This window comes from Paenarthrobacter sp. TRD_SC_7 (genome assembly GCF_056156245.1).
This window is the reverse complement of sequence record NZ_CM149587.1, coordinates 3,769,848-3,787,925: the sequence shown is the minus strand read 5'-3', so window position 1 is coordinate 3,787,925 and position 18,078 is coordinate 3,769,848. Positions and strand designations below refer to the sequence as shown.

At 61.8% G+C, this 18,078-nt stretch carries 20 protein-coding genes; 14 read left to right on the top strand and 6 right to left on the bottom strand.

The annotated features are described in order from the left end of the window. The first annotated feature begins 225 nt into the window (after positions 1-225). A complete protein-coding gene (locus AC0J5Z_RS18020; protein ID WP_475035026.1) occupies positions 226-915 on the top strand; it encodes a hypothetical protein in 690 nt (229 codons plus the stop codon). A gap of 115 nt (positions 916-1,030) precedes the next feature. Here the strand turns inward: AC0J5Z_RS18020 and AC0J5Z_RS18015 are convergent, their stop codons facing one another. Beyond that, complete coding sequence (locus tag AC0J5Z_RS18015; RefSeq protein WP_475035024.1) at positions 1,031-1,531, bottom strand: GNAT family N-acetyltransferase; 501 nt, start codon at positions 1,529-1,531, stop codon at positions 1,031-1,033. Between the two features lie 146 nt (positions 1,532-1,677). Further along, complete coding sequence (locus tag AC0J5Z_RS18010) at positions 1,678-2,097, bottom strand: hypothetical protein (RefSeq protein WP_475035022.1); 420 nt, start codon at positions 2,095-2,097, stop codon at positions 1,678-1,680. 267 nt (positions 2,098-2,364) lie between these two features. Between AC0J5Z_RS18010 and AC0J5Z_RS18005 the strand changes: the two genes are divergently transcribed. Next, entirely contained in the window at positions 2,365-3,102 is a 738-nt protein-coding gene (locus AC0J5Z_RS18005) for a GAF and ANTAR domain-containing protein (RefSeq protein ID WP_475035020.1), read from the top strand. 65 nt (positions 3,103-3,167) lie between these two features. Beyond that, positions 3,168-4,532: an MFS transporter gene (locus tag AC0J5Z_RS18000; RefSeq protein ID WP_475035018.1), complete on the top strand. Its 1,365-nt coding sequence runs from the start codon at positions 3,168-3,170 to the stop codon at positions 4,530-4,532. On the opposite strand, the gene AC0J5Z_RS17995 is transcribed toward AC0J5Z_RS18000, so the two are convergent. Then, on the bottom strand, positions 4,529-4,984 hold the full coding sequence (locus AC0J5Z_RS17995; protein ID WP_475035014.1) for an anthrone oxygenase family protein: 456 nt from the start codon (positions 4,982-4,984) through the stop codon (positions 4,529-4,531). The genes AC0J5Z_RS18000 and AC0J5Z_RS17995 overlap by 4 nt on opposite strands. Before the next feature lie 80 nt (positions 4,985-5,064). On the opposite strand from AC0J5Z_RS17995, the gene AC0J5Z_RS17990 reads away from it, so the two are divergent. The 4 genes from AC0J5Z_RS17990 to AC0J5Z_RS17975 all read left to right on the top strand — a co-directional run bounded on the left by AC0J5Z_RS17990 (position 5,065) and on the right by AC0J5Z_RS17975 (position 8,601). Beyond that, the gene (locus tag AC0J5Z_RS17990; protein WP_475035012.1) at positions 5,065-6,006 is read left to right on the top strand and encodes a cupin domain-containing protein; all 942 of its coding nucleotides are present in this window, start codon (positions 5,065-5,067) and stop codon (positions 6,004-6,006) included. Between the two features lie 80 nt (positions 6,007-6,086). Next, the gene (locus tag AC0J5Z_RS17985) at positions 6,087-7,082 is read left to right on the top strand and encodes an NADP-dependent oxidoreductase (protein ID WP_475035009.1); all 996 of its coding nucleotides are present in this window, start codon (positions 6,087-6,089) and stop codon (positions 7,080-7,082) included. Positions 7,083-7,112: 30 nt separating this feature from the next. Beyond that, positions 7,113-7,970 carry an alpha/beta fold hydrolase gene (locus AC0J5Z_RS17980; RefSeq protein ID WP_475035007.1) on the top strand — a complete coding sequence of 286 codons (858 nt, stop codon included), beginning with the start codon at positions 7,113-7,115 and terminating at the stop codon, positions 7,968-7,970. Positions 7,971-7,998: 28 nt separating this feature from the next. Then, positions 7,999-8,601 (top strand): TetR/AcrR family transcriptional regulator, encoded by a 603-nt coding sequence (locus AC0J5Z_RS17975; protein ID WP_475035004.1) that lies wholly within the window; start codon positions 7,999-8,001, stop codon positions 8,599-8,601. A gap of 35 nt (positions 8,602-8,636) precedes the next feature. On the opposite strand, the gene AC0J5Z_RS17970 is transcribed toward AC0J5Z_RS17975, so the two are convergent. Then, on the bottom strand, positions 8,637-9,824 hold the full coding sequence (locus AC0J5Z_RS17970; protein WP_475035002.1) for a TerC family protein: 1,188 nt from the start codon (positions 9,822-9,824) through the stop codon (positions 8,637-8,639). A 185-nt stretch (positions 9,825-10,009) separates the two neighbouring features. Between AC0J5Z_RS17970 and AC0J5Z_RS17965 the strand changes: the two genes are divergently transcribed. From AC0J5Z_RS17965 to AC0J5Z_RS17945, 5 genes are all read left to right on the top strand, one after another. After that, entirely contained in the window at positions 10,010-10,453 is a 444-nt protein-coding gene (locus AC0J5Z_RS17965; protein ID WP_475035000.1) for a hypothetical protein, read from the top strand. Next, positions 10,450-10,755 carry a winged helix-turn-helix domain-containing protein gene (locus AC0J5Z_RS17960; RefSeq protein WP_475034998.1) on the top strand — a complete coding sequence of 102 codons (306 nt, stop codon included), beginning with the start codon at positions 10,450-10,452 and terminating at the stop codon, positions 10,753-10,755. Before AC0J5Z_RS17965 ends, AC0J5Z_RS17960 begins: the two co-directional genes overlap by 4 nt. A gap of 129 nt (positions 10,756-10,884) precedes the next feature. Then, positions 10,885-11,676: an NAD-dependent epimerase/dehydratase family protein gene (locus AC0J5Z_RS17955; protein ID WP_475034996.1), complete on the top strand. Its 792-nt coding sequence runs from the start codon at positions 10,885-10,887 to the stop codon at positions 11,674-11,676. 218 nt (positions 11,677-11,894) lie between these two features. Beyond that, the gene (locus AC0J5Z_RS17950; protein WP_475034994.1) at positions 11,895-13,325 is read left to right on the top strand and encodes an MFS transporter; all 1,431 of its coding nucleotides are present in this window, start codon (positions 11,895-11,897) and stop codon (positions 13,323-13,325) included. A gap of 108 nt (positions 13,326-13,433) precedes the next feature. Continuing rightward, positions 13,434-13,931 carry a universal stress protein gene (locus AC0J5Z_RS17945; RefSeq protein ID WP_475034992.1) on the top strand — a complete coding sequence of 166 codons (498 nt, stop codon included), beginning with the start codon at positions 13,434-13,436 and terminating at the stop codon, positions 13,929-13,931. 46 nt (positions 13,932-13,977) lie between these two features. Here AC0J5Z_RS17945 and AC0J5Z_RS17940 read toward each other — a convergent pair whose 3' ends face one another. Next, positions 13,978-15,222, bottom strand: coding sequence for an MFS transporter (locus AC0J5Z_RS17940; protein WP_475034990.1), 1,245 nt, complete (start codon positions 15,220-15,222; stop codon positions 13,978-13,980). A gap of 341 nt (positions 15,223-15,563) precedes the next feature. Further along, positions 15,564-16,730 (bottom strand): FAD-dependent oxidoreductase, encoded by a 1,167-nt coding sequence (locus tag AC0J5Z_RS17935; RefSeq protein WP_475034986.1) that lies wholly within the window; start codon positions 16,728-16,730, stop codon positions 15,564-15,566. A 105-nt stretch (positions 16,731-16,835) separates the two neighbouring features. Here AC0J5Z_RS17935 and AC0J5Z_RS17930 point away from each other — a divergent pair, with 105 nt between their 5' ends. Then, entirely contained in the window at positions 16,836-17,048 is a 213-nt protein-coding gene (locus AC0J5Z_RS17930) for a heavy-metal-associated domain-containing protein (protein WP_475034984.1), read from the top strand. After that, on the top strand, positions 17,045-18,037 hold the full coding sequence (locus AC0J5Z_RS17925) for a heavy-metal-associated domain-containing protein (RefSeq protein WP_475034982.1): 993 nt from the start codon (positions 17,045-17,047) through the stop codon (positions 18,035-18,037). The genes AC0J5Z_RS17930 and AC0J5Z_RS17925 overlap by 4 nt, the downstream gene beginning before the upstream one ends. The last annotated feature ends 41 nt before the right edge of the window (positions 18,038-18,078 follow it).

Genomic DNA, 18,078 nt, shown 5'->3' with positions numbered 1-18,078 from the left:
CGGCGGCAGACCCGCCTAGGTGCTTCTGCAACGATCCGGTGGTCATTCGTGGGAATCAGGAACCCCTGGCCATCCACCGCGGCAAGAACAACCGGGTAAGCAAGGGCGAGCCTCCACTCGAGAGGGCATCCTGCGTCCGCCCTACGAAGCCCCTCAACATCACCAAGTAGCCCGACTTGCCGGGTCCTGTTGAGGCCCGGTCAAAGCTGGTGGGAGGATGGAGCAGTGGAACCCCTCTTCGACTTCCTTGGCAGTTACTGGTGGCTCATTTTCCCTATCGGCGGGATGGCTGGTGGCTGGGCAAGGTCGTGGTCGAAGGCCAGCGAGGAGCGGCACCGGCGCAAGGTTGAGTTGCTGAAGTTACGGAACCAACTGGCGGTCCATGAGGAAGCCAATCAGGCCGAAGTTGCCTCGTTGATGGCCGCACATGATTCAGTGAACCAGCGGTGGCTGGAGTATGAGCTCGACGTCGGTAACCTCATTGATTTCCCGCTGATGACGGACGTCCGCGAACCCCTTACGGTCGCGTTCCTACGGGCCAAAAAGGAAGCTGACGGGCTACGTCCCGCTGCAGCGGAAGACATTTCGACGCCGGCCCGGTTGGCTGAGTACCGTGCAGCTGTCCACAGCTTTGAACTCGCTTTCGACGTTGCGGAACGGGAAGCAAGGCGCATCAAGGACGGCAACTTCAGCGGCCCGGAGCGGCAGCGGTTGGCCACGGCAAGGAAGCTGCTTCGCATCGCTGAAGACACCGCAGCCACCCCAGCCGAACGTCAAACGGCTTACAAGCGCGCCCGCAAGGAACTCGATGGCCTGATCGTCCTGCCAGAAGCCACGGTCGCCGCTCTTGAAAGCAAGATCATCAGCATGTTGGACACCCGCAAGGACCCCGACACGGACGTCCGGTTCGCTTGAGGCTCTGGTGCTGTGGCATCCCCACCCTCTTTGAACTCCCAAGGGCAGTCATCCAACCGAAATAGGGTGCATTCTGATCTCTCAGGATCCAAAGTGGGTCGCCACGGCAAAGCCGCTAGCCGAACTCAATTCCCATCACCGTCCGCACCAACGCCCCGCCCAGGTCGTCCTCGAGCTGCCGCATTCCCAGCCGTTCAGCCACCCGACGCGAGGCTCCGTTGTCCGGGTGGATAATTGCCACTAGGCGACCAACCCTAAGAACATCCCGCGCATATTCCAGGCAGGCCATAGCCGCCTCCGTTGCATACCCCCGGCCTTGAAGGTTCAGGCGAACGTGGTAGCCGACTTCAAGCTCGGCCCGCCCGTTGACTTGTTGCCACGTCAACCCGCAGTCGCCGACAAACCCGCCGTCGTGCGTTTCGACGATCCACAACCCAAAACCGTCGCGAGCGTAGTTCGTCTGGTTCCACTCGATCCAAGCCAGTGCTTCTTCCCGTGTTTTGGGCGCTGGGTAGTACCTCATGACCGCGGGATCGCCGAGCATTGAGTTCATTACCTCAAGATCGGCGAGCGTCATCTCGCGAAAGCGGAGGCGGGCTGTCGGGTGGGGGAGCATCTCCGAAGCCTAGCTGCAGGAGACCCGCGCCTCCACCACCTTCTTTGAACTCGGCAGGGCCCTAAAACAACCCAAATCGGCCGAATTGGAGCCCCGAAGAATCCAAATTGGGTGGTGACGGCACGCCCCTTCTCCGTCCGAGTCTCTTAGCCCCGGCCCATGCTCGTCGATGGGTCGCCGCCGCCTTCTGAGGGGTCGGCGCGTAGGTCGTCAGGGTCGCCGCTGGGCAGGCCGGCCGGGCCAGACACGTCGCCTGAGCCGGCAGAAACGTCAGCGTCCGCCTGGCCGTCCTGGTGAGTTCCGCCGTCGTGAGTTCCGCCGTCATGCGAGCCTTCGGCGCGGTGCCTTGGCGCGTCGCCTGTCGCGGCGGGGCTCCGCTGGGTGTCATTCGGAGAGAGGTCCTCATCCATGGCGTTGGAGCCTTCGCTGATGGAGGAATGGACCTGGACGTCGTCGTCTTTGTCGCCCGGCTCGGGGACCCGCCCGTCGTCGACGGGATCGGAGGTGCCCGCCAGATCTTCCATCGCGTTTTCGGTGGCCTTGCGGATGCTGTCTTCTACGCCCATCAGAACGACTCCTTTACACGAATGGTCCGTACCCGGTTTTCGGATTGCATTAGTAAGCCTACTTACTTTCATGATCATGCGAAACCCTTCCCGAGGTTGACAAACGCCTCTTTTCGACTCATGTATCCGCAGGTCAAGACCACTCGGGCCGCACTTTGTACCGGTGATCGTTGGAGGATAAGGTATTGCCAGACCGTTTTGCAGAGGGCGGCAATATTCGCTCCTTTGCTGTCTGCTGGGGACGCTTTTCAGTCAGTAGGAACGTGCATGGTCAACCCCCGCCCTGAGCAGGAAGCTCTCCAGAATGGATACTTTTTGGATCTCGTCCTGGGCAGCGAAGACGTCGAGGCTTTCCTCGGTGATCTCGCGGCTTTCTCCGCCGAAAGCCTCTCGCATCCAGAAACACCCGTCTTCTGCGGCATCACTGTATTGCGTCGAAAGAAGTCGGCCACCGCAGCCAGCAGTGACCAACGGGCCAGAGCAATGGATGAGCTCCAAAACGACTTTGACGGCCCTTGCCTCACGGCCATGGACAAGCTCACGCCGGTCATGGTGCCAGACCTTCTTCAGGAGCACCGTTGGCCCGGGTATGTGCAGGCTGCCGCTCATTCAGGGCTGCGATCGATCCTGAGCGTCCCCCTTTTGGTGGAAGGCGATACGCGTGCGGCGTTGAACCTTTACTCCGAGCAACCGGACGCGTTCAGCGACACCGACGTAGAGCGGGCAGAAGTTTTTGCGTCCCACGCCTCAAAATCGTTGCGCCTCGCCCTGAAGATTGCACAGCTCAGTGATGCCCGGAACGATCTCGCAGCGGCCATGCAGTCCCGCACCGTGATTGATCTCGCTGTCGGGGCAATCATGGCTCAGAACCACTGCAGCCAGGACGAGGCCTTCACCATCCTTCGCACCGCTTCCAGTAATCGCAACATCAAGCTGCGGCACTTGGCCAAGTCGATCATCTCCGCCGTTTCGTCGGGGAAGATCACCACGCACTTCGAGGAGTAGCCTGGCACGCCCGCCCCGTGAACCTGTTTCGTGACCCGAGGCAACAATGGAGCAGACTTAGACGGGTGACCGTCAACAAACCTCGCCCCGGCCTTGCAATAGCTGCGCTGAGCCTCGGGACGGCGCTGAACCCATTGAACTCGTCCATGATCGCCGTCGCGCTGGTGGTCCTGCGGGAGCATTTCGAGCTCGACGTCGCCACCGTCACTTGGGTGATCACCTCGTTCTACCTCGCGTCCGCAGCCGGCCAGCCCCTGATGGGCCGGCTCGCCGACCGCTTCGGACCGCGCCGCTTGTTCATGTTCGGCATGGCGTTGGTGGCGGTCACGTGCGCGATCGCACCGTTCCTGCACAACTTCGCGTTGGTCTGCGTGGCCCGCGCGCTCATGGCTGTAGGGACCGCGACGGCGTACCCGTCCGCCGTCGTGATGGTCACCGAGCTGAGCCGGCTCACGAACCTCCCATCCACGCGGCCATTGGGCCGGATCCAGATGGCGAACACGTCGGCTGCGGCTGTGGGCCCGGTGGTCGGCGGCCTGCTGGTGAGCCTCGTTGGTTGGCAGGCGCTGTTCGCGATCAATGTGCCCATCGCTTTGTTGGCGATGATCGTGGTGTACAAAGTTGCGCCGGTGGATTCCGGCCGCGAGACCGGCAAGCTCGGCCAACTTATCCGCGATTCCGACATCCCCGGCATCCTCGCGTTCGTCTCCTCGCTGATGCTGGCCATGATGGCGCTGCTCAACGTGATGCCCGGCTACCGCTGGTACCTGCTGGGCGCCGCTACGGTGATCGGCGCGCTCTTCGCCTGGCGCGAGCTGCGCTTCCAGCCGCCGTTCCTGGACCTGCGTCTGCTGGGCCGGAACCGGCCGCTGCTGCTGGTCTACCTGCTGTTCGTCGTGTTCAGCGGCGTCTACTACTTTGCGTTTTTCGGCCTCCCGCAGCTGCTGCAGGAAGCAGGCAATTACGACGCCGGTGTGGTGGGCCTGCTGATGCTGCCTCTTGCGGCGTTGTCGGTTGTGGTGACGCCACTGACCGTGCGGTTCATTGAGCGCTTCGGTGTGCGGTCAGTACTGATCACCGGGGTGTTGATCCTGACCATCGCGACCGGCACGCTCGGGTTCCTGACCATGACTTTGTGGGCGCCGCTGGTGTTCGTCCTGACTGCCTTGATGGGTGTCCCGTATGGGGTGGTCAGCACCGCGTCGAACCAAGGCCTCTACGTTTCTGCGCGCCCCGAGGAAAGGGGAGTGGCTACCGGGATCTTCCAGACGTGCCGATACCTCGGGGCTATCACCGCGACCGTACTAATTGGTGTGCTTTACGGCTCTGGGGTGAACCAGGCGAACTGGGGGCTCATGATCGTGGTGATGCTCGGTCTCAGTGCCGTGGTGCTGGTGCTCGCGGTGATGTGGCGGAAGCCCACGGTCTAGGGATTCAGTGGGACCAGAAGTCCCACCGCGCCGGCCACGGAGAGTGCTGCGCGCGCATGATTGGCGGGCACCCAGCCTTGCAAGAACTGGGTCCAGTCTTGGCTGGAACCCTGGGCCAACCGGTTGTTGAGCGGCACATTGATTGCCATGGTTGAGACGAATCCAGCCAGGCAAGCGGCGGCTCCCGCCACACGCAGTATCGGCTGGCTTCCGGGATCAACGACGGCGGTAATCACCACGGCCGCGGATGCGGCGGCCGAGCCGAAGAACAGGATCATGAACGGCGGGGTCACTGCTTTCTGGTTGATGGAGTTCATGGCGGTGATGGCTTCGCTTGCTGGCCGGCCCCTGAGGGCAGGCATCACGAGTGCGGAGAAGGCGAAGTAGAAGCCGCCCACCAAGGCCGAACCAGTTCCAGCGGCCATCGGAAGCCAGGTGCTGAGATTTGTCATGTTCTCAGCCTGACCCGAAGTAGTGAGACTCTGAACGGCTTGGAGTCTAGTTTTCATATGCAAGCGTCTAAACTGACCTCATGGATCCCTTGTCGCAGTTCTTGACCGGCCCCAGGGCGCAGGCTGCGTTTGCCCTGCGCGTGGTGATGGACCCGCCGTTCGCCATTGACGTGATGGACCAGGCAGCGCTCACCGTGATTGTTGCCGTCCGGGGACAAGCGTGGATCACTGCGGAAGGCGGGGACCCTGGGCTTCTGGTTCGAGGCCAGGCGGCCACTGTCCGCGGACCGGGCCCTTATGTCGTGGCTGATACACCCCGTAGGCCAACCACTGTTGTGATCGCCCATGACCAGTCCTGCCGAACCCCCGACGGTGAGCATTTGGAACTCACTTTCTCCCAAGGCGTGCGGACGTGGGGCAACAGCCCGGACGGGGAAACGGTGCTGCTGATCGGCACGTATCAATCGGAGGCTGCGGCTGGCCAGCTGGCCATTGCGGCCCTGCCCACTATGGCGGTGTTCGTAGAAGAAGACATCGACGCCGGGTTGCTTGCGATGCTGGAACGTGAACTCACCCACCAAGGCTTGGGGCGGGAAGGCGCACTGGACAGGATTCTGGATCTTCTCCTGCTGCAGCTGGTGCGGGTCAGCGTAGACCGCGCCGAATCCGGCAACCCAAGCTGGGCTGCCGGAACCCGCGACCCCGTTGTTGCCCAAGCGCTCGCGGCCCTGCATCAAGAGCCGGCGACGCCGTGGACCGTGGCGAAATTGGCGCTAAGGTGCCACGTCTCAAGGGCGACCATGGCCGCGCGCTTCCGTGCCGCCGTCGGGCAGTCACCCATGGCTTACCTGACCACGTGGCGACTGGCGCTGGCCGCCGACAGATTGGCGTCCAGCACTGATACCACTGCCGTGATTGCCGAGGAAGTCGGCTACAGCAACGCCTTCACGTTTAGCACTGCATTTTCTCGTGAGTATGGGGTGAGTCCGAGCGGATATCGGAAGTCCGCCTCGGGAAGTTAGCGCTCACGGTGAGCCCCTTGACTTAATAACTGAGTGCACTCATAATTGAGTTAAGTCAGTAATTATCAAAGGAGTGTCCTGTGAAAGCCTTCGTCCTCACCCAGTACAAGCAACCGTTGCAGCAGATCGACGTCCCTGAGCCCGTGCTCGGGGATCATGACGTGCTGGTCCAAGTGAAAGCCGCCGGACTGAACCAGCTCGACGAGAAGATCAGGCTTGGGGAGTTGAAGCAGGTCCTCCCATACAAGCTGCCGCAGGTTCTTGGCCACGATGTGGCCGGCACCGTTGTGCAGGTCGGGGCGAAGGTGCGGTCCTTCAAGCCCGGCGACGAGGTGTTTGCACGCCCTGGAAAAGACAGCATCGGGACGTTCGCGGAGCGCGTCGCTGTCGCCGAGGAAGACCTGGCCATCAAGCCGTCAACCATCACCATGGAAGAGGCCGGCTCGCTTCCGTTGGTGGCGTTGACCGCCTGGCAGGCACTTGTTGAGCGGGGCTTCGTGGGCCCGGGCCACAAGGTACTCATCCATGCTGGTGCCGGGGGAGTGGGCTCCCTCGCTATCCAGCTCGCCAAGTACCTCGGGGCCACCGTAGCTACTACGGTCAGTGCCGGGAACAGGGACTTTGTTCGGGAACTCGGCGCGGATGTGGTGATCGACTACCGGACAGAGGACTTCGCGGAGATCCTTCACGATTACGACCTGGTCCTGGACAGCCTCGGGGGCGTGAACCTGGAGCGCTCCATGACAGTCCTGAAGCCGGGCGGAAAAGTTATCGGCATCGTCGGACCTCCGGATGCCGGCACCGCTCGCCAGTTGGGTGCGAATGCGCTGTTGCGGGGTGTCATAGCTTTGCTCAGCTCGGGCGTGCGACGCAAGGCCAAGCGCCTTGGTGTCACGTACGAGTTCCTCTTCATGCGCGCCGACGGCAAGCAGTTGCGGGAGATCGCGGCACTCATTGATGCCGGAGAAATCAGGCCAGTAGTTGGACGGGTCATTCCGTTCGATCAGACCTCCGAGGTCCTGTCTGCCCTTGATAAGGGCGGGGTCCGCGGCAAGACCGTGGTCAGCCATCACTAGTCACCAAACAACACCGACAGGACGAACATCATGAGCAGCAAACCGCACAAGCAGAGCAGCAGATACTTCCAGGTGCCCGCGAAAACCGTGACGACCGACGGTGTCAGCTACGCGTACCGTGAGTTGGGGCCCAAGGGTGGAATTCCGGTAGTTTTCCTGATTCACCTTGCCGGGACTATGGACAACTGGGACCCGCGCATCATCGATCCCATCGCCGGGAAACATCACGTGATCACGTTCAGCAACCGCGGCGTAGGAGCCTCCACAGGAACCGTTCCGGACAGCATCGAAAGCATGGCCGACGACGCCGCTGGCTTCATCAACGCCCTCGGTTATCAGAAGGTGGATCTCTTCGGCTTCTCACTCGGTGGCATGATCGCCCAGTCGCTGGTGGAAAAGCACCCCAACCTAGTCCGCAAACTTGTGCTCGCCGGTACGGGTCCTGCCGGTGGAGAAGGAATCCAGAAGATCATCGGAACCACGTACTACGACATACTCCGGGGTACTTTGACCCGGCAGGATCCTAAGGAGTTCCTCTTCTTCAACCGGAATGCCGCCGGGAAACCTGCTGCGCGAGCTTTCATTGAGCGGCTGAAGGAGCGCACCACCAATCGCGAGGCGCCCATCAAGCTCCAGGCGTTCCAGACGCAACTGAAGGCCATTAGGCGGTGGGGACTGTCGCCGTCGGCCGATCTGGGAGTCATCACCCAGCCGACGCTTATCGCCAACGGTGACAACGACCGCATGGTGCCCTCCGAGCTTTCCCATGACATGCACCGGAGGATTCCCGGCAGCGAGCTGGTCATCTACCCTGACTCCGGGCATGGTGGCATCTTCCAGTTCCATGACAGGTTCGTACCTGTAGCTCTCGAATTCCTGGGCCGCTGATTTGTCGGACCGCTGATACGGTAGCTGAATGCAGCCTGCGCCCCAGACACTTGGCCGACGTGAACGGAATAAGCAGGAGAAGCTGGACCGAATCACCGCGGCCGCCCGAGAGCTCTTCACCCAATACGGAGTGGATGAGGTCACCACCCAGCAAGTGGCGGAAAAGGCCGATGTCGGATCGGGAACCTTGTTCTTGTACGCCAAGACCAAGGCGGAGCTGCTTCTCCTGGTGCACAACGTGAAATACGCCCAAGCCCTCGACTCAGGAATTGACGCCGCCTCCAAGGAAAATTCGGTGGCCGACGCGGTGATGGCCATCATTCGTCCCATCATTGAGTGCAACCGCGTTCAGATTGAGAACGGCCGCACCTACCTGAGGGAAATCGTCTTCGGTGATCCTGCCGAACCCCATCATGCAGAGGCGCTGTCGCTCACCATGCGCACAGAGACCGCCATTGCAGAGATTCTTGCTCAGGACGAGCGACTGGCTGCCCGTGATCCGGAAAAGCTGGCTCAGATCGTCACGTCCGTCATGTTTATTAGCATGGCGTCATCGGCAAATACCGAACTCACTGACGCCCAGGTTGGCGACGAGATCCGGGATCAGATCAGCGTGCTCCTGGGCGTCTAGCTAGTAGAGGGCTTGCCGTTCATTGGGCAGGATTGTCAGCGTTGGAGGAACGCCTCGTGCTGGCGGTGCGCCTCGGCAACCTGCTCGCGGATCTTCTCCACATCCTTCGCCTTGTTCCTGTACTTCAGGGGCATCTGCACGATCTGGGCTTCTTCCGCAGTCAGTGCCCGGTAGATGCGCTCACGCTCGTTGGCGTCGGCCGTGTAGTCGAGGTCGAGGTAGTTGACGGCGTGCCGGCGTGCGTTGTTGATGGCGGTTTGTGCCTTGCCGGCCGGGCTGAGAAGTGAGAGCACCACGGTGATGACCAGGGTTCCGATGATCACGCTCAGCGACAGGCCCGTGGTGATTTCGATGACGTTGACGTGTTCGCCGTCGTTGATGAAGGGCAGGGTGTTCTCGTGCAGGGCGTGCAGGATCAGCTTGACGCCGATGAACGCGAGGATGGCTGCCAGGCCGTAGGAGAGGTAGATGAGGCGGTCAAGCAGGCCGTCGATGAGGAAGTAGAGCTGGCGCAAGCCCATCAGTGAGAAGGCCGTGGCGGTGAACACGATGAACACGTTCTGGGTGAGGCCGAAGATCGCAGGGATGGAGTCGAGGGCGAAGAGGATGTCCGTGCCGCCGATGGCCACCATTACCAACAGCATGGGAGTGAGGGCCCGCTTGCCGTTGACCAAGGTGAAGAGCTTGTCGCCGTCGTACTTATCCGTCGTGTGGAAGAACTTCTTGGCCAGCCGGATGATGAAGTTGTTGGCTTGCTTGTCGCCGTGGCCATCGGGCTTGAGCAGGTTGCCTGCAGTGAGGAGCAGGATGAGGCCGAAGATGTAGAACACCCAAGCGAACGAGTTGATCAGTGCGGCGCCCAGGAAGATGAAGCCGGTCCTGGCGATCAGCGAGAAAACGATGCCGAAGAGCAGGACTTTCTGCTGATCTTCACGCGGGACCCGGAAGCTCGCCATGATGATCAGGAACACGAAGAGGTTGTCTACTGAGAGGGCCTTCTCCGTGATGTAGCCGGCGAAGTACTCCGAACCCATTTGGCCGCCGCCAAAGATCAGGACCAGAACGCCGAAGACCACAGCCAGTCCCACGTAGATGCCGGACCAGATGGCCGCTTCCTTCAGTGAGGGGACGTGGGCCTTCCGGATGTGGAAGAAGTAGTCGAAGGCGAGCAGCGCCAGAATAACGACGATGGTGATGCCCCAAATGAGGGGAGAGACAGTCATATGATCCTGCTTTCGTGAGGTGCGGCGTGGTACTCACCGAGGGTCAGAACTTCTGGGTTCAAATTTACCGGCTTCGTTGCGGCTGGTGATAACTGGATGACATGCAGCTGCTTAGGAAAGTACTTGACAATATGGAAAGTACTTTCCTAGGCTGGCGTCACAGAACATCACCACTTGGGGGAACCATGAGCGAGAACACAGGCAACATGTCAGCAGCTGAAGCACGCGAACTCCTGGCGAGGGCTGATTCGCTGGGTAGGGCATCAATAAACGCAGCCGCCTGGCCTGTGGCCGTGATGTTCACCAGTCTCGCGATCATGGGTTCGCTGCTGATGATCGGGATGCACATCGTGGCCCACACCGGGTACGGCGCGGCACTTCTGGCCTGTTCAGTGGGTGCTTGGGGCGCCGTGACGGCTTGCATCTGGCCCATGTTCCAAACGTCAACCAAGGCCGGCTACACAAAACGGTTCGTCACATCCCTCATCGCCTACTTCGCCCTGTACGTTGTGGCGCTGGTTAGCGGAGCGTACTTCTTCGCCGACGGAAACCTCTGGTTCTACATTCCGGCGGCTATTGCCTTGGCTGCCATCGGCCTAGCTGCCGCCTTCCGCGAGCTGCGCGCATGAGCACACCAGCAGAACACCCGCGGCACAAGCTCAACGAGCTCGTCCACTCGCCGGTCCGCTTCTCCATCATGGCCGCCCTCGCGAAGGCTGAATCACTCGACTTCAAGGACCTGCGTGACGCCATACAAGTCAGCGACTCAGTGTTGAGCAAGCAGCTCTCAATTTTGGAAAAGGCCGAGTTCGTGAAGATCAAGAAGAGCTTCGCCGGCAAGATGCCGCGGACATCGGCAAGCGTGACGGCCTCCGGGCGGGACGTATGGGCAGGACACCTGCAGACTCTGCGGGACATTGCCGGCGGCTAGGTTCCGAAGTTGTGGCTCAGCTCCTGAGCAGGAGTTCCAGTTCCAAGGAAGTGGAACGGGAGGCTTCCAGCGTTGGCTGTTTGCGGAACCTTTGGCTGGGCGCGGACAAGGACCCAGTACGGTTGGAGGATGGCTGATGTTGCGGGGAGTCGCTGGGTAATCACGGGTGCTGCTGGGACGATCGGATCCGCCCTTCGTGCGGCCCTCTCCGAGCTGCACGTTGGGTTGGTGTCCACTGATATTCGCTCGGTATCGCCGATTGGGCCGAATGATGTCGTGGTGACGGCGGATCTCAGTGACCTGAACTCGTTGGTGGAGCTGTTCGCGAACGCGGATGGTGTGATCCACCTTGGAGGGATCCCTGATGAGGCGGATTTCCATGACCTGGCGGAGGTAAACATCGTCGGTACGTACCACGTTCTGGAGGCTGCCCGACGGGCAGGTGTGTCCCGGGTGGTCTACGCCAGCAGCAACCGCCTGACGGGTATGTACTCCGCCGGCGTTCGGGTCTCACCTGAGATGCCGCCCCGACCGGACGGCTTCTACGGGGTGTCGAAGGTAGCGGGCGAAGCTCTTTGCCGGCTCTACGCGGACAAATTTGGCCTCAGCACCATCGCGGTGCGTATCGGCAGTTACGAACATCGTCCGGGTTCTGCGCGCGAGCAGCGGACCTGGCTCAGCCCGTCAGATGCGGTTCGGGCGTTCCTGGCCGCCATGACGACGACTGAACACGTAGCCGTCTTTTACGCCGTCTCGGCAAACACCGCTGGGTGGTGGGACTTAGATGCGGGAGAAGCTGTCGGGTTCCTTCCTGAGGACGACGCTGCCCAGTGGGGAGCGGAGGCGGACTTCGATCCGTCGTTGCCCCAAGGCGGGATCTACGCGGCCGAGGAGTATTCGACCGACAAGACGCGCCTGTAGCAGGGGGGCTAACAAGGCTCCACGGTAAACGGCGCACACGGCGGTCCGCGGCTTAGAGGTTGTCTCCTTTCCTGTTCAACAGGCCTTCCGTAAAACTCTATTCCTCATACCCGCTGGGGGTATCAACTTTCTGTGTCCCTAGGTGTTGACACCCATACCCCCTATGGGTATACCCTGCATCTAGTCGGTATCTCCGGCAGTTCTCAGGAGGAAGATAAATGTCTAACCATCCACCCCTTTCGCCGGCGAAGCGCTGGCTAGGCCTGGTGCTGATCGCTACGGCGCAGTTCGTCGTCATTATGGACACCTCGATCATTGGTGTCGCTCTGCCCGATATTCAAAAGGACCTTGGATTCACGCCGGAATCTCTGTCATGGGTCTTCAACGCGTACGTCGTGGCCTTCGGAGGCCTGCTCCTGTTGGGAGGTCGTCTCTCGGATGTCTTCGGCGCTCGGAAGATCTTTGCGTTGGGATGGATCATCCTCATCGCGGGCTCGTTGCTGGCTGGGGCGGCCAACAATGTCGGACTGGAGATTGCTGGCCGCGCTATCCAAGGTGCCGGTTCCGCGTTGATTGCGCCGGCGGCTCTTACTCTGCTGATGATGCTGTTCGGCGGTACGTCGGACCTTCCGAAAGCATTCGCTGTCTACGGCGCAGCGGCGCCCATCGGAGGCACTGCCGGAGTCTTCCTCGGTGGAGTGCTGACGGAGTATGCAAGCTGGCCTTGGGTGTTCTACGTAACCATCCCGATCGCGGCCTTCGTTCTCGCATTCACGGCAACATCGCTTCCCCGAACTGTGCGGAAGGCGTCTGGTTCCATCGACGTCGCCGGGGCGCTCACGGTCACCGGCGGGCTTGCCGCAGTGGTCTACGCCGTTGTCAACGCACCTGAAGTTGGCTGGCTCACTGTCCCCACCCTCAGCATCCTGGCTGGCGGTCTCGTCCTGCTGGTGATTTTCTTCATCATCCAGGCACGGAGCCGTAACCCCCTGATGCGTCTCGGCTTGCTTCGCGCACCCTTGCTTGGCGCCGCCAACGGCGCACAACTGCTGCTGGGTGCTGCATGGGTGTCCATGTGGTTCTTCCTGAACCTGTACCTTCAGCAGGTTCTGGGCGCGACTGCCTTCGCAGCCGGCGCCGCGCTCCTCCCGATGACAGGCCTTGTAGTTCTCGTCATGATCGCATGGGCTCCACGGCTCCAAGGGAGGTTCGGCGCCAAGTCGCTGATTGTTAGCGGCCTGCTCTTGTTGGCTGCCGGGCTCGTGTGGCTTTCCTTTGTTCGTCCGGACGGCAATTATGCTGTCGACGTTCTTCCTGCATCGCTCTTAGCCGCCCTCGGAATGTCACTGGCGTTCGTCCCCTCGCTTGGTACCGCCATTAACGCGGCCCCGCCCGCTGAAACCGGCGTTGCTTCGGGGCTGGTGAGCACCAGTTACCAGATCGGGTCCGCACTTGGACTCGCAGTCCTGACGGCAATCGTTTACGGCATCTCCGGTACCGACCCCTCTCGGGTAGAGCTGACGCAAGGGTATTCAGCGGCCTTCATCGGCGCTGGAATCCTCGCCTTGGCCGGCGCCGTGATCACAGGCTTTGCAATGAAGAAGCCCCGGTCATCCATTCCGGCAGCTGACGAATCGATCTCGGTGTAACCGGCAGGAGAGTTCAGGAACCGACTCTCTTCCGGCTGCGGACAGAGCTCCAACAGACTTGCCTGAGCGAAATTGAGCTCAGCCATCAATCACTAGAAGGGAAATGCAATGCACACCCCAAAACTGCTCATCGCTTACGACGGGTCCCCCAACGCGCAGAGCGCAATGCAAACAGTCGCAGATCTATTTCCAGGCGCAACAGCCGTGCTGCTCTATGCCCGCCAACCGCTGGAAGGCTTCGCCGCGCATCTGGAAGGCCATCCGGCGCTGGAGGAATTACAGGAGCTTGACGCCGCAGCACTGGACGTTTCAGAACGGATTGCCGCTGACGGTGCGGAATTGGCACGCAGCCTCGGCTTGATCGCCGAGCCGTTGATCGCGTCCACGATGGCCACGGCGTCCGAAACCATCGTGGACACCGCCGAGGAGTTGGATGTTGATCTGATCGTTCTGGGTTCCCGGGGGTTGCGTGGCTTCAAAGCAACCTTGCTGGGAAGCACCTCGGCCAACGTCCTTCACCACGCCACCCGACCAACCTTGGTGATTCCCTCGGAAGCGGTGGCATCGGCTCGCCGGAGCAGCCGCATGCTGACGGACACGAACTAGGCCGAACCCCAAGTGGCCGCCCTGCACCTGCAGGGCGGCCACTTCTTTACCTGCGCCCGATCTGGGCTATCACCGTGACAGCCACCAGGGCGATAAGGGCGGCACTTAGCCCGTTGAATCCGATGTATGCCAGGACGGGCCCGGCGGCTGCGCCGCCTGCCGCTCCTGCCAAATTCATGAGTGAATCAGAAACGCCCTGCAGCCGTGGTCGATGAGTGGACGCAACCGCTTGGCTGACCATAGCGGAGCCAGCCAGAGTGGAGGCCGACCAGCCCAAGCCCAGCAAGCCCAAGCTCACGCTGACCAGGACGTCATTCCCGGACCCCAGCATGGCGAACAGCAGGGCACCAAGGAGTATGGCCTGCCCCGCCAGGGCAACTATCCGTGCGCCAAAGCGGTCCGTGAGGTAACCAAGGGCCGGGGAGAACGCGAACATGCCAACCACGTGCAGGCTGATCGTCAGCCCAACCATGTTGAGGGAGGCGCCATGTCCGGTCACATGCACGGGGGTCATGGCCATAAGTGCCACCATGACGGCGTGGCTCAAAGCCAGGGTGAGCACCGCACGTTTGGCACGCGGCGAAGAGCGCAGCAGCTGGAAACCGCCAACTGAAGTTCCTTGGGTCCGGGGCAGGATGCCTCCCGCGGCACTTTGGACTCCAGCTGCAATGAGCAACGGATCCGGCCGAAGGCCAACGAGATAGACGGCTGCTCCGAGCAGCTGCGCGATCCCGCCAATAATGAACCCTCCGGTGAACGGTGGCATCCCTATGATCTCGCCCAGCTTTTCTCCTGGCCCAAAGAGATTCGGCCCGACGACGGCCCCGATGGTTGTCGACCATACAACGCGGGATAAATCCCGCCCCCGGGTCGCCTCGCTCGCGAGGTCGGTTGCAGCGAAGCGGGCCTGCAGGTTCAGGGCGGAACCCGAGCCCATGAGGACCATGCCAATTAGGAGCAGCGGCAAACCGTTCACGCCCGCCGCGATGATCACAACCACGCCACCGAGCACAGCGATGCAAGCTCCTGTACTTAGCGAAATGCGCCGGCCCTTGGTCTGAGCCAGGCGGGCGAGGGGCACTGCCAACAGCGCGGCGCCCAGAGCCCCCATCGTCATGGCCATACCCGACCAAGCTGCGGAGCCGGAGACGTCAGCGACCAACATCGCCCCGAGGCTCATGGTGGCGCCGGTGCCGATTCCTCCAAGGATCTGGGCCAATGCCAGCACGCGGACAACTTTTCGTTGCATGGTGCGGGCGCGATTGGTATCGGGAAAAATGCCTGCGGACATGGTCACCTTCGGGTGGGGTTCGCGCGAAGGGTGCCGGGCGAGCCTTTGGCTTCCGTCGTCACTATCTTGAGACGAGCTTGTTTCATTACATGACCTTTCTGGTTGCTCCCTGGCGCTGGCCATCCTGTGGTCAGTGCGGGAGCCGAGTGGATAGTAGGACTGACTCCGGTCGGGCTCCTCTGTGGTCGGCCCGTTTGGGAGGCTTCTATCTATTGCTGATTTGATGGATCCGGATTGATCGCTTCTGCGTCTCCGGCGGTGACGATGCCATGATGGGAGCGGCGGGACTCCACAGCCCGGGAGGGAGATCGGCGATGTCGTGGAACCCGGCAAATCAGGAGTTACGGGACGGTGATTTTGCTGCGTGCAGCGAGCAATTCGGTGAAGGCATTCAGTCCGGCCACCGCGGTGATACCGCCCCCGGGCCGGTGGAAGCCAGTCAGTATTGCTTGGGGATCCTCGCTTCCCAGATGACGTTGGTGGCTGCCGGGCACCACTGCGCCGTACCCGGCCGCGGAGTGCTTGTAGACGGTAAGAGTGAATCCGGTGTCCGGGGTGTACGGACCCGGATCGGGCGCCCCAGTCAGATCATGCAGGGCCGCTCGGGCCGCATGGGCGCCTTGGGCAACGGCTGCATCCCAATGGTCGATGCGGTAAAGCTGCCCGTCCTTGGTCTGGTGAAGTGCTAGGCTGCCCGCTGCATAGACGGCCCGGTAGTCCCGGGCGCGCAAACGGGTATCGACGGCGACGCCCTTATCGGCACCGGTGAGCCAGTCGGAGCTTGGCATGGTGCCGTGGGCGATGACTACAAGATCTGACTCCAGGACCTGACCATTGCCCAACGTGATAGTGACAGAGGCGGGACCGGTAGTGAGAGTGGTGACATCCTGGCCGAAGTAGGCGTCTACGTTGTGTCGGTGAAGTTCGGCGATGCGCTCCGCGATTCGACTGCCCAACGCAGAGGCCAGTGGTGTTGCAGATCGCGCAATGAGGTGAACCCGGGTGCCGGCATCAGCGAGGAGGCTGGCGGTTTCAGCGCCGATGAACCCCGCACCCAGAACCGCGACACTCTTGCTTGCCGGGTTCTGCCCCAGTCGGTCGCGCAGCCGTGCGGCGTCGTCTGCCGTGTGGAGGTGGAAGACCTTATCGGGTGCGTCTGGCATACGGTCGGCAGGACGTGGGGAGCTCCCGGCAGCGGCGATTAGCGCGGAGTATGGCACAGTGCGACCGTCCGCCAAGGTGAGGACTGAACGTTCCGTGTCCACAGCGGCAGCGCGGGCCTGGAGGAGATCGCCCTCAAGTGCGCGGGCTCCAGGCTGAGTGATCTGCTCTCCAGTGAGCAGACCGGGCAGGATTCCCTTGTTGACCAGCGTCCGGTTGTAGGGCTGACGGGGCTCCCCGTTAATCAAAGCCAGCGGCCCCTCGAAGCCTTCAGCCCGCACCGTAGCTGCTGCGCTCAAACCCGCAGCCCCCGCACCAACAATGACGATTCCCTGCTGCTGATCCATTCCGGTCTCCTTGTCGTAAGCCACGTTTGACATTGATACCCCCTGTGGGTACCTTGGCAACTATACACATACCCCCTAGGGGTACAGCGAAAGGTAATGCAGACCATGAACACCACTGAATTCCAGGTCACCGGAATGACCTGCGGACACTGCGAAATGTCCATCCGCGAAGAGGTCCTGGATGTGCCCGGCGTCGAGTCTGTGGACGTAAGTCACCAGAGCGGCAGGCTGGTGGTCACCGGCACCGGGCCGGTGGAGGACGCGGCTGTCCTGGCCGCCGTGCAGACTGCCGGCTACCAGGGGGTGCGGTCGGCGTGAACGCAGCCGGAAGACTTGGTGCCTACGCGGCGGGGCTTGCCGTGATTTTCACCGGCACCTTCGCGGGCGCGGCGGCCCTTGTGCCGGAACAGGCCGTAGCAGCTTGGACGCACTCGGAAGGTTCCATGGACGGGCACGCCGGGGGCGGGCACGCAGAACAAACCACGCCTGATACCTCCACCGCGGCCGGTTCTCCGGTTCAGGGCGTAACCTCGGAACGCGCTGGCTACCTTTTGGGGAGCATTTCCGCGCCCACAGCCGTGGGCGCGGACGGAGAACTGGCATTTACCATTACGGGCAAGGACGAGTCACCGGTCACCGAGTTCGAGGCTTCCCATGAAAAACAGGCCCACCTGATCGTGGTGCGTTCGGACGGGACACAGTACCGTCATGTGCACCCCGTCATGGACGAAGCCGGGCGGTGGTCCCTGCCGTGGCGGTGGGAGGCGGCTGGTACGTACCGGATTTACGCCGACGTCGTCCCTACCGGCTCGGACGGGAATGTGACGCTGACCCGGACTGTCGATGTAGCCGGTTCACTCAAGCCAGCGGCACCGGAACTCACCGCTAATGATGAGGTCCAAGGGTTCCACGTCTCTCTCCAAGGCAACCTGCTAGCCGGATCACCATCGGATCTGACGGTCACTGTTAAGCGCAGTGGGCAGTCGGTGACAAACCTGCAGCCCTATCTGGGGGCTTATGGGCACCTGGTGGCTTTGCGGGCAGGCGACATGGCCTATCTGCATACCCATCCTGAAGGTGCCGAGCCAGGTCACGGCGGGGTCTCCGGGCCCGAAGTGAAATTTGCTACCACGCCCCCGACGCCGGGCCGCTATTACCTCTATTTCGATTTCCAGGTGGACGGGCAGGTCCACACTGCCCAGTTCACCGTCGACACCACGGGATCACCCCGCACTGCGACCGCACCCGCCCAGGAACCGGCACCCACCGACGGCGGCACAGCCGACGACGGACACGGCGGGCACTGACCCATCCCTCTACGACCCCCCCAAGGAGCGTGACCCTGACA

What these genes read in the sequence shown, in the direction of transcription:
- AC0J5Z_RS18015 (WP_475035024.1), bottom strand. Translation starts at nt 1,531, where the DNA reads ATGCTCCCCCACCCGACAGCCCGCCTCCGCTTTCGCGAGATGACGCTC.
- AC0J5Z_RS18010 (WP_475035022.1), bottom strand. Translation starts at nt 2,097, where the DNA reads ATGGGCGTAGAAGACAGCATCCGCAAGGCCACCGAAAACGCGATGGAA.
- AC0J5Z_RS18005 (WP_475035020.1), top strand. Translation starts at nt 2,365, where the DNA reads ATGGTCAACCCCCGCCCTGAGCAGGAAGCTCTCCAGAATGGATACTTT.
- AC0J5Z_RS17995 (WP_475035014.1), bottom strand. Translation starts at nt 4,984, where the DNA reads ATGACAAATCTCAGCACCTGGCTTCCGATGGCCGCTGGAACTGGTTCG.
- AC0J5Z_RS17990 (WP_475035012.1), top strand. Translation starts at nt 5,065, where the DNA reads ATGGATCCCTTGTCGCAGTTCTTGACCGGCCCCAGGGCGCAGGCTGCG.
- AC0J5Z_RS17980 (WP_475035007.1), top strand. Translation starts at nt 7,113, where the DNA reads ATGAGCAGCAAACCGCACAAGCAGAGCAGCAGATACTTCCAGGTGCCC.
- AC0J5Z_RS17975 (WP_475035004.1), top strand. Translation starts at nt 7,999, where the DNA reads ATGCAGCCTGCGCCCCAGACACTTGGCCGACGTGAACGGAATAAGCAG.
- AC0J5Z_RS17970 (WP_475035002.1), bottom strand. Translation starts at nt 9,824, where the DNA reads ATGACTGTCTCTCCCCTCATTTGGGGCATCACCATCGTCGTTATTCTG.
- AC0J5Z_RS17965 (WP_475035000.1), top strand. Translation starts at nt 10,010, where the DNA reads ATGAGCGAGAACACAGGCAACATGTCAGCAGCTGAAGCACGCGAACTC.
- AC0J5Z_RS17960 (WP_475034998.1), top strand. Translation starts at nt 10,450, where the DNA reads ATGAGCACACCAGCAGAACACCCGCGGCACAAGCTCAACGAGCTCGTC.
- AC0J5Z_RS17955 (WP_475034996.1), top strand. Translation starts at nt 10,885, where the DNA reads ATGGCTGATGTTGCGGGGAGTCGCTGGGTAATCACGGGTGCTGCTGGG.
- AC0J5Z_RS17950 (WP_475034994.1), top strand. Translation starts at nt 11,895, where the DNA reads ATGTCTAACCATCCACCCCTTTCGCCGGCGAAGCGCTGGCTAGGCCTG.
- AC0J5Z_RS17945 (WP_475034992.1), top strand. Translation starts at nt 13,434, where the DNA reads ATGCACACCCCAAAACTGCTCATCGCTTACGACGGGTCCCCCAACGCG.
- AC0J5Z_RS17940 (WP_475034990.1), bottom strand. Translation starts at nt 15,222, where the DNA reads ATGTCCGCAGGCATTTTTCCCGATACCAATCGCGCCCGCACCATGCAA.
- AC0J5Z_RS17935 (WP_475034986.1), bottom strand. Translation starts at nt 16,730, where the DNA reads ATGGATCAGCAGCAGGGAATCGTCATTGTTGGTGCGGGGGCTGCGGGT.
- AC0J5Z_RS17930 (WP_475034984.1), top strand. Translation starts at nt 16,836, where the DNA reads ATGAACACCACTGAATTCCAGGTCACCGGAATGACCTGCGGACACTGC.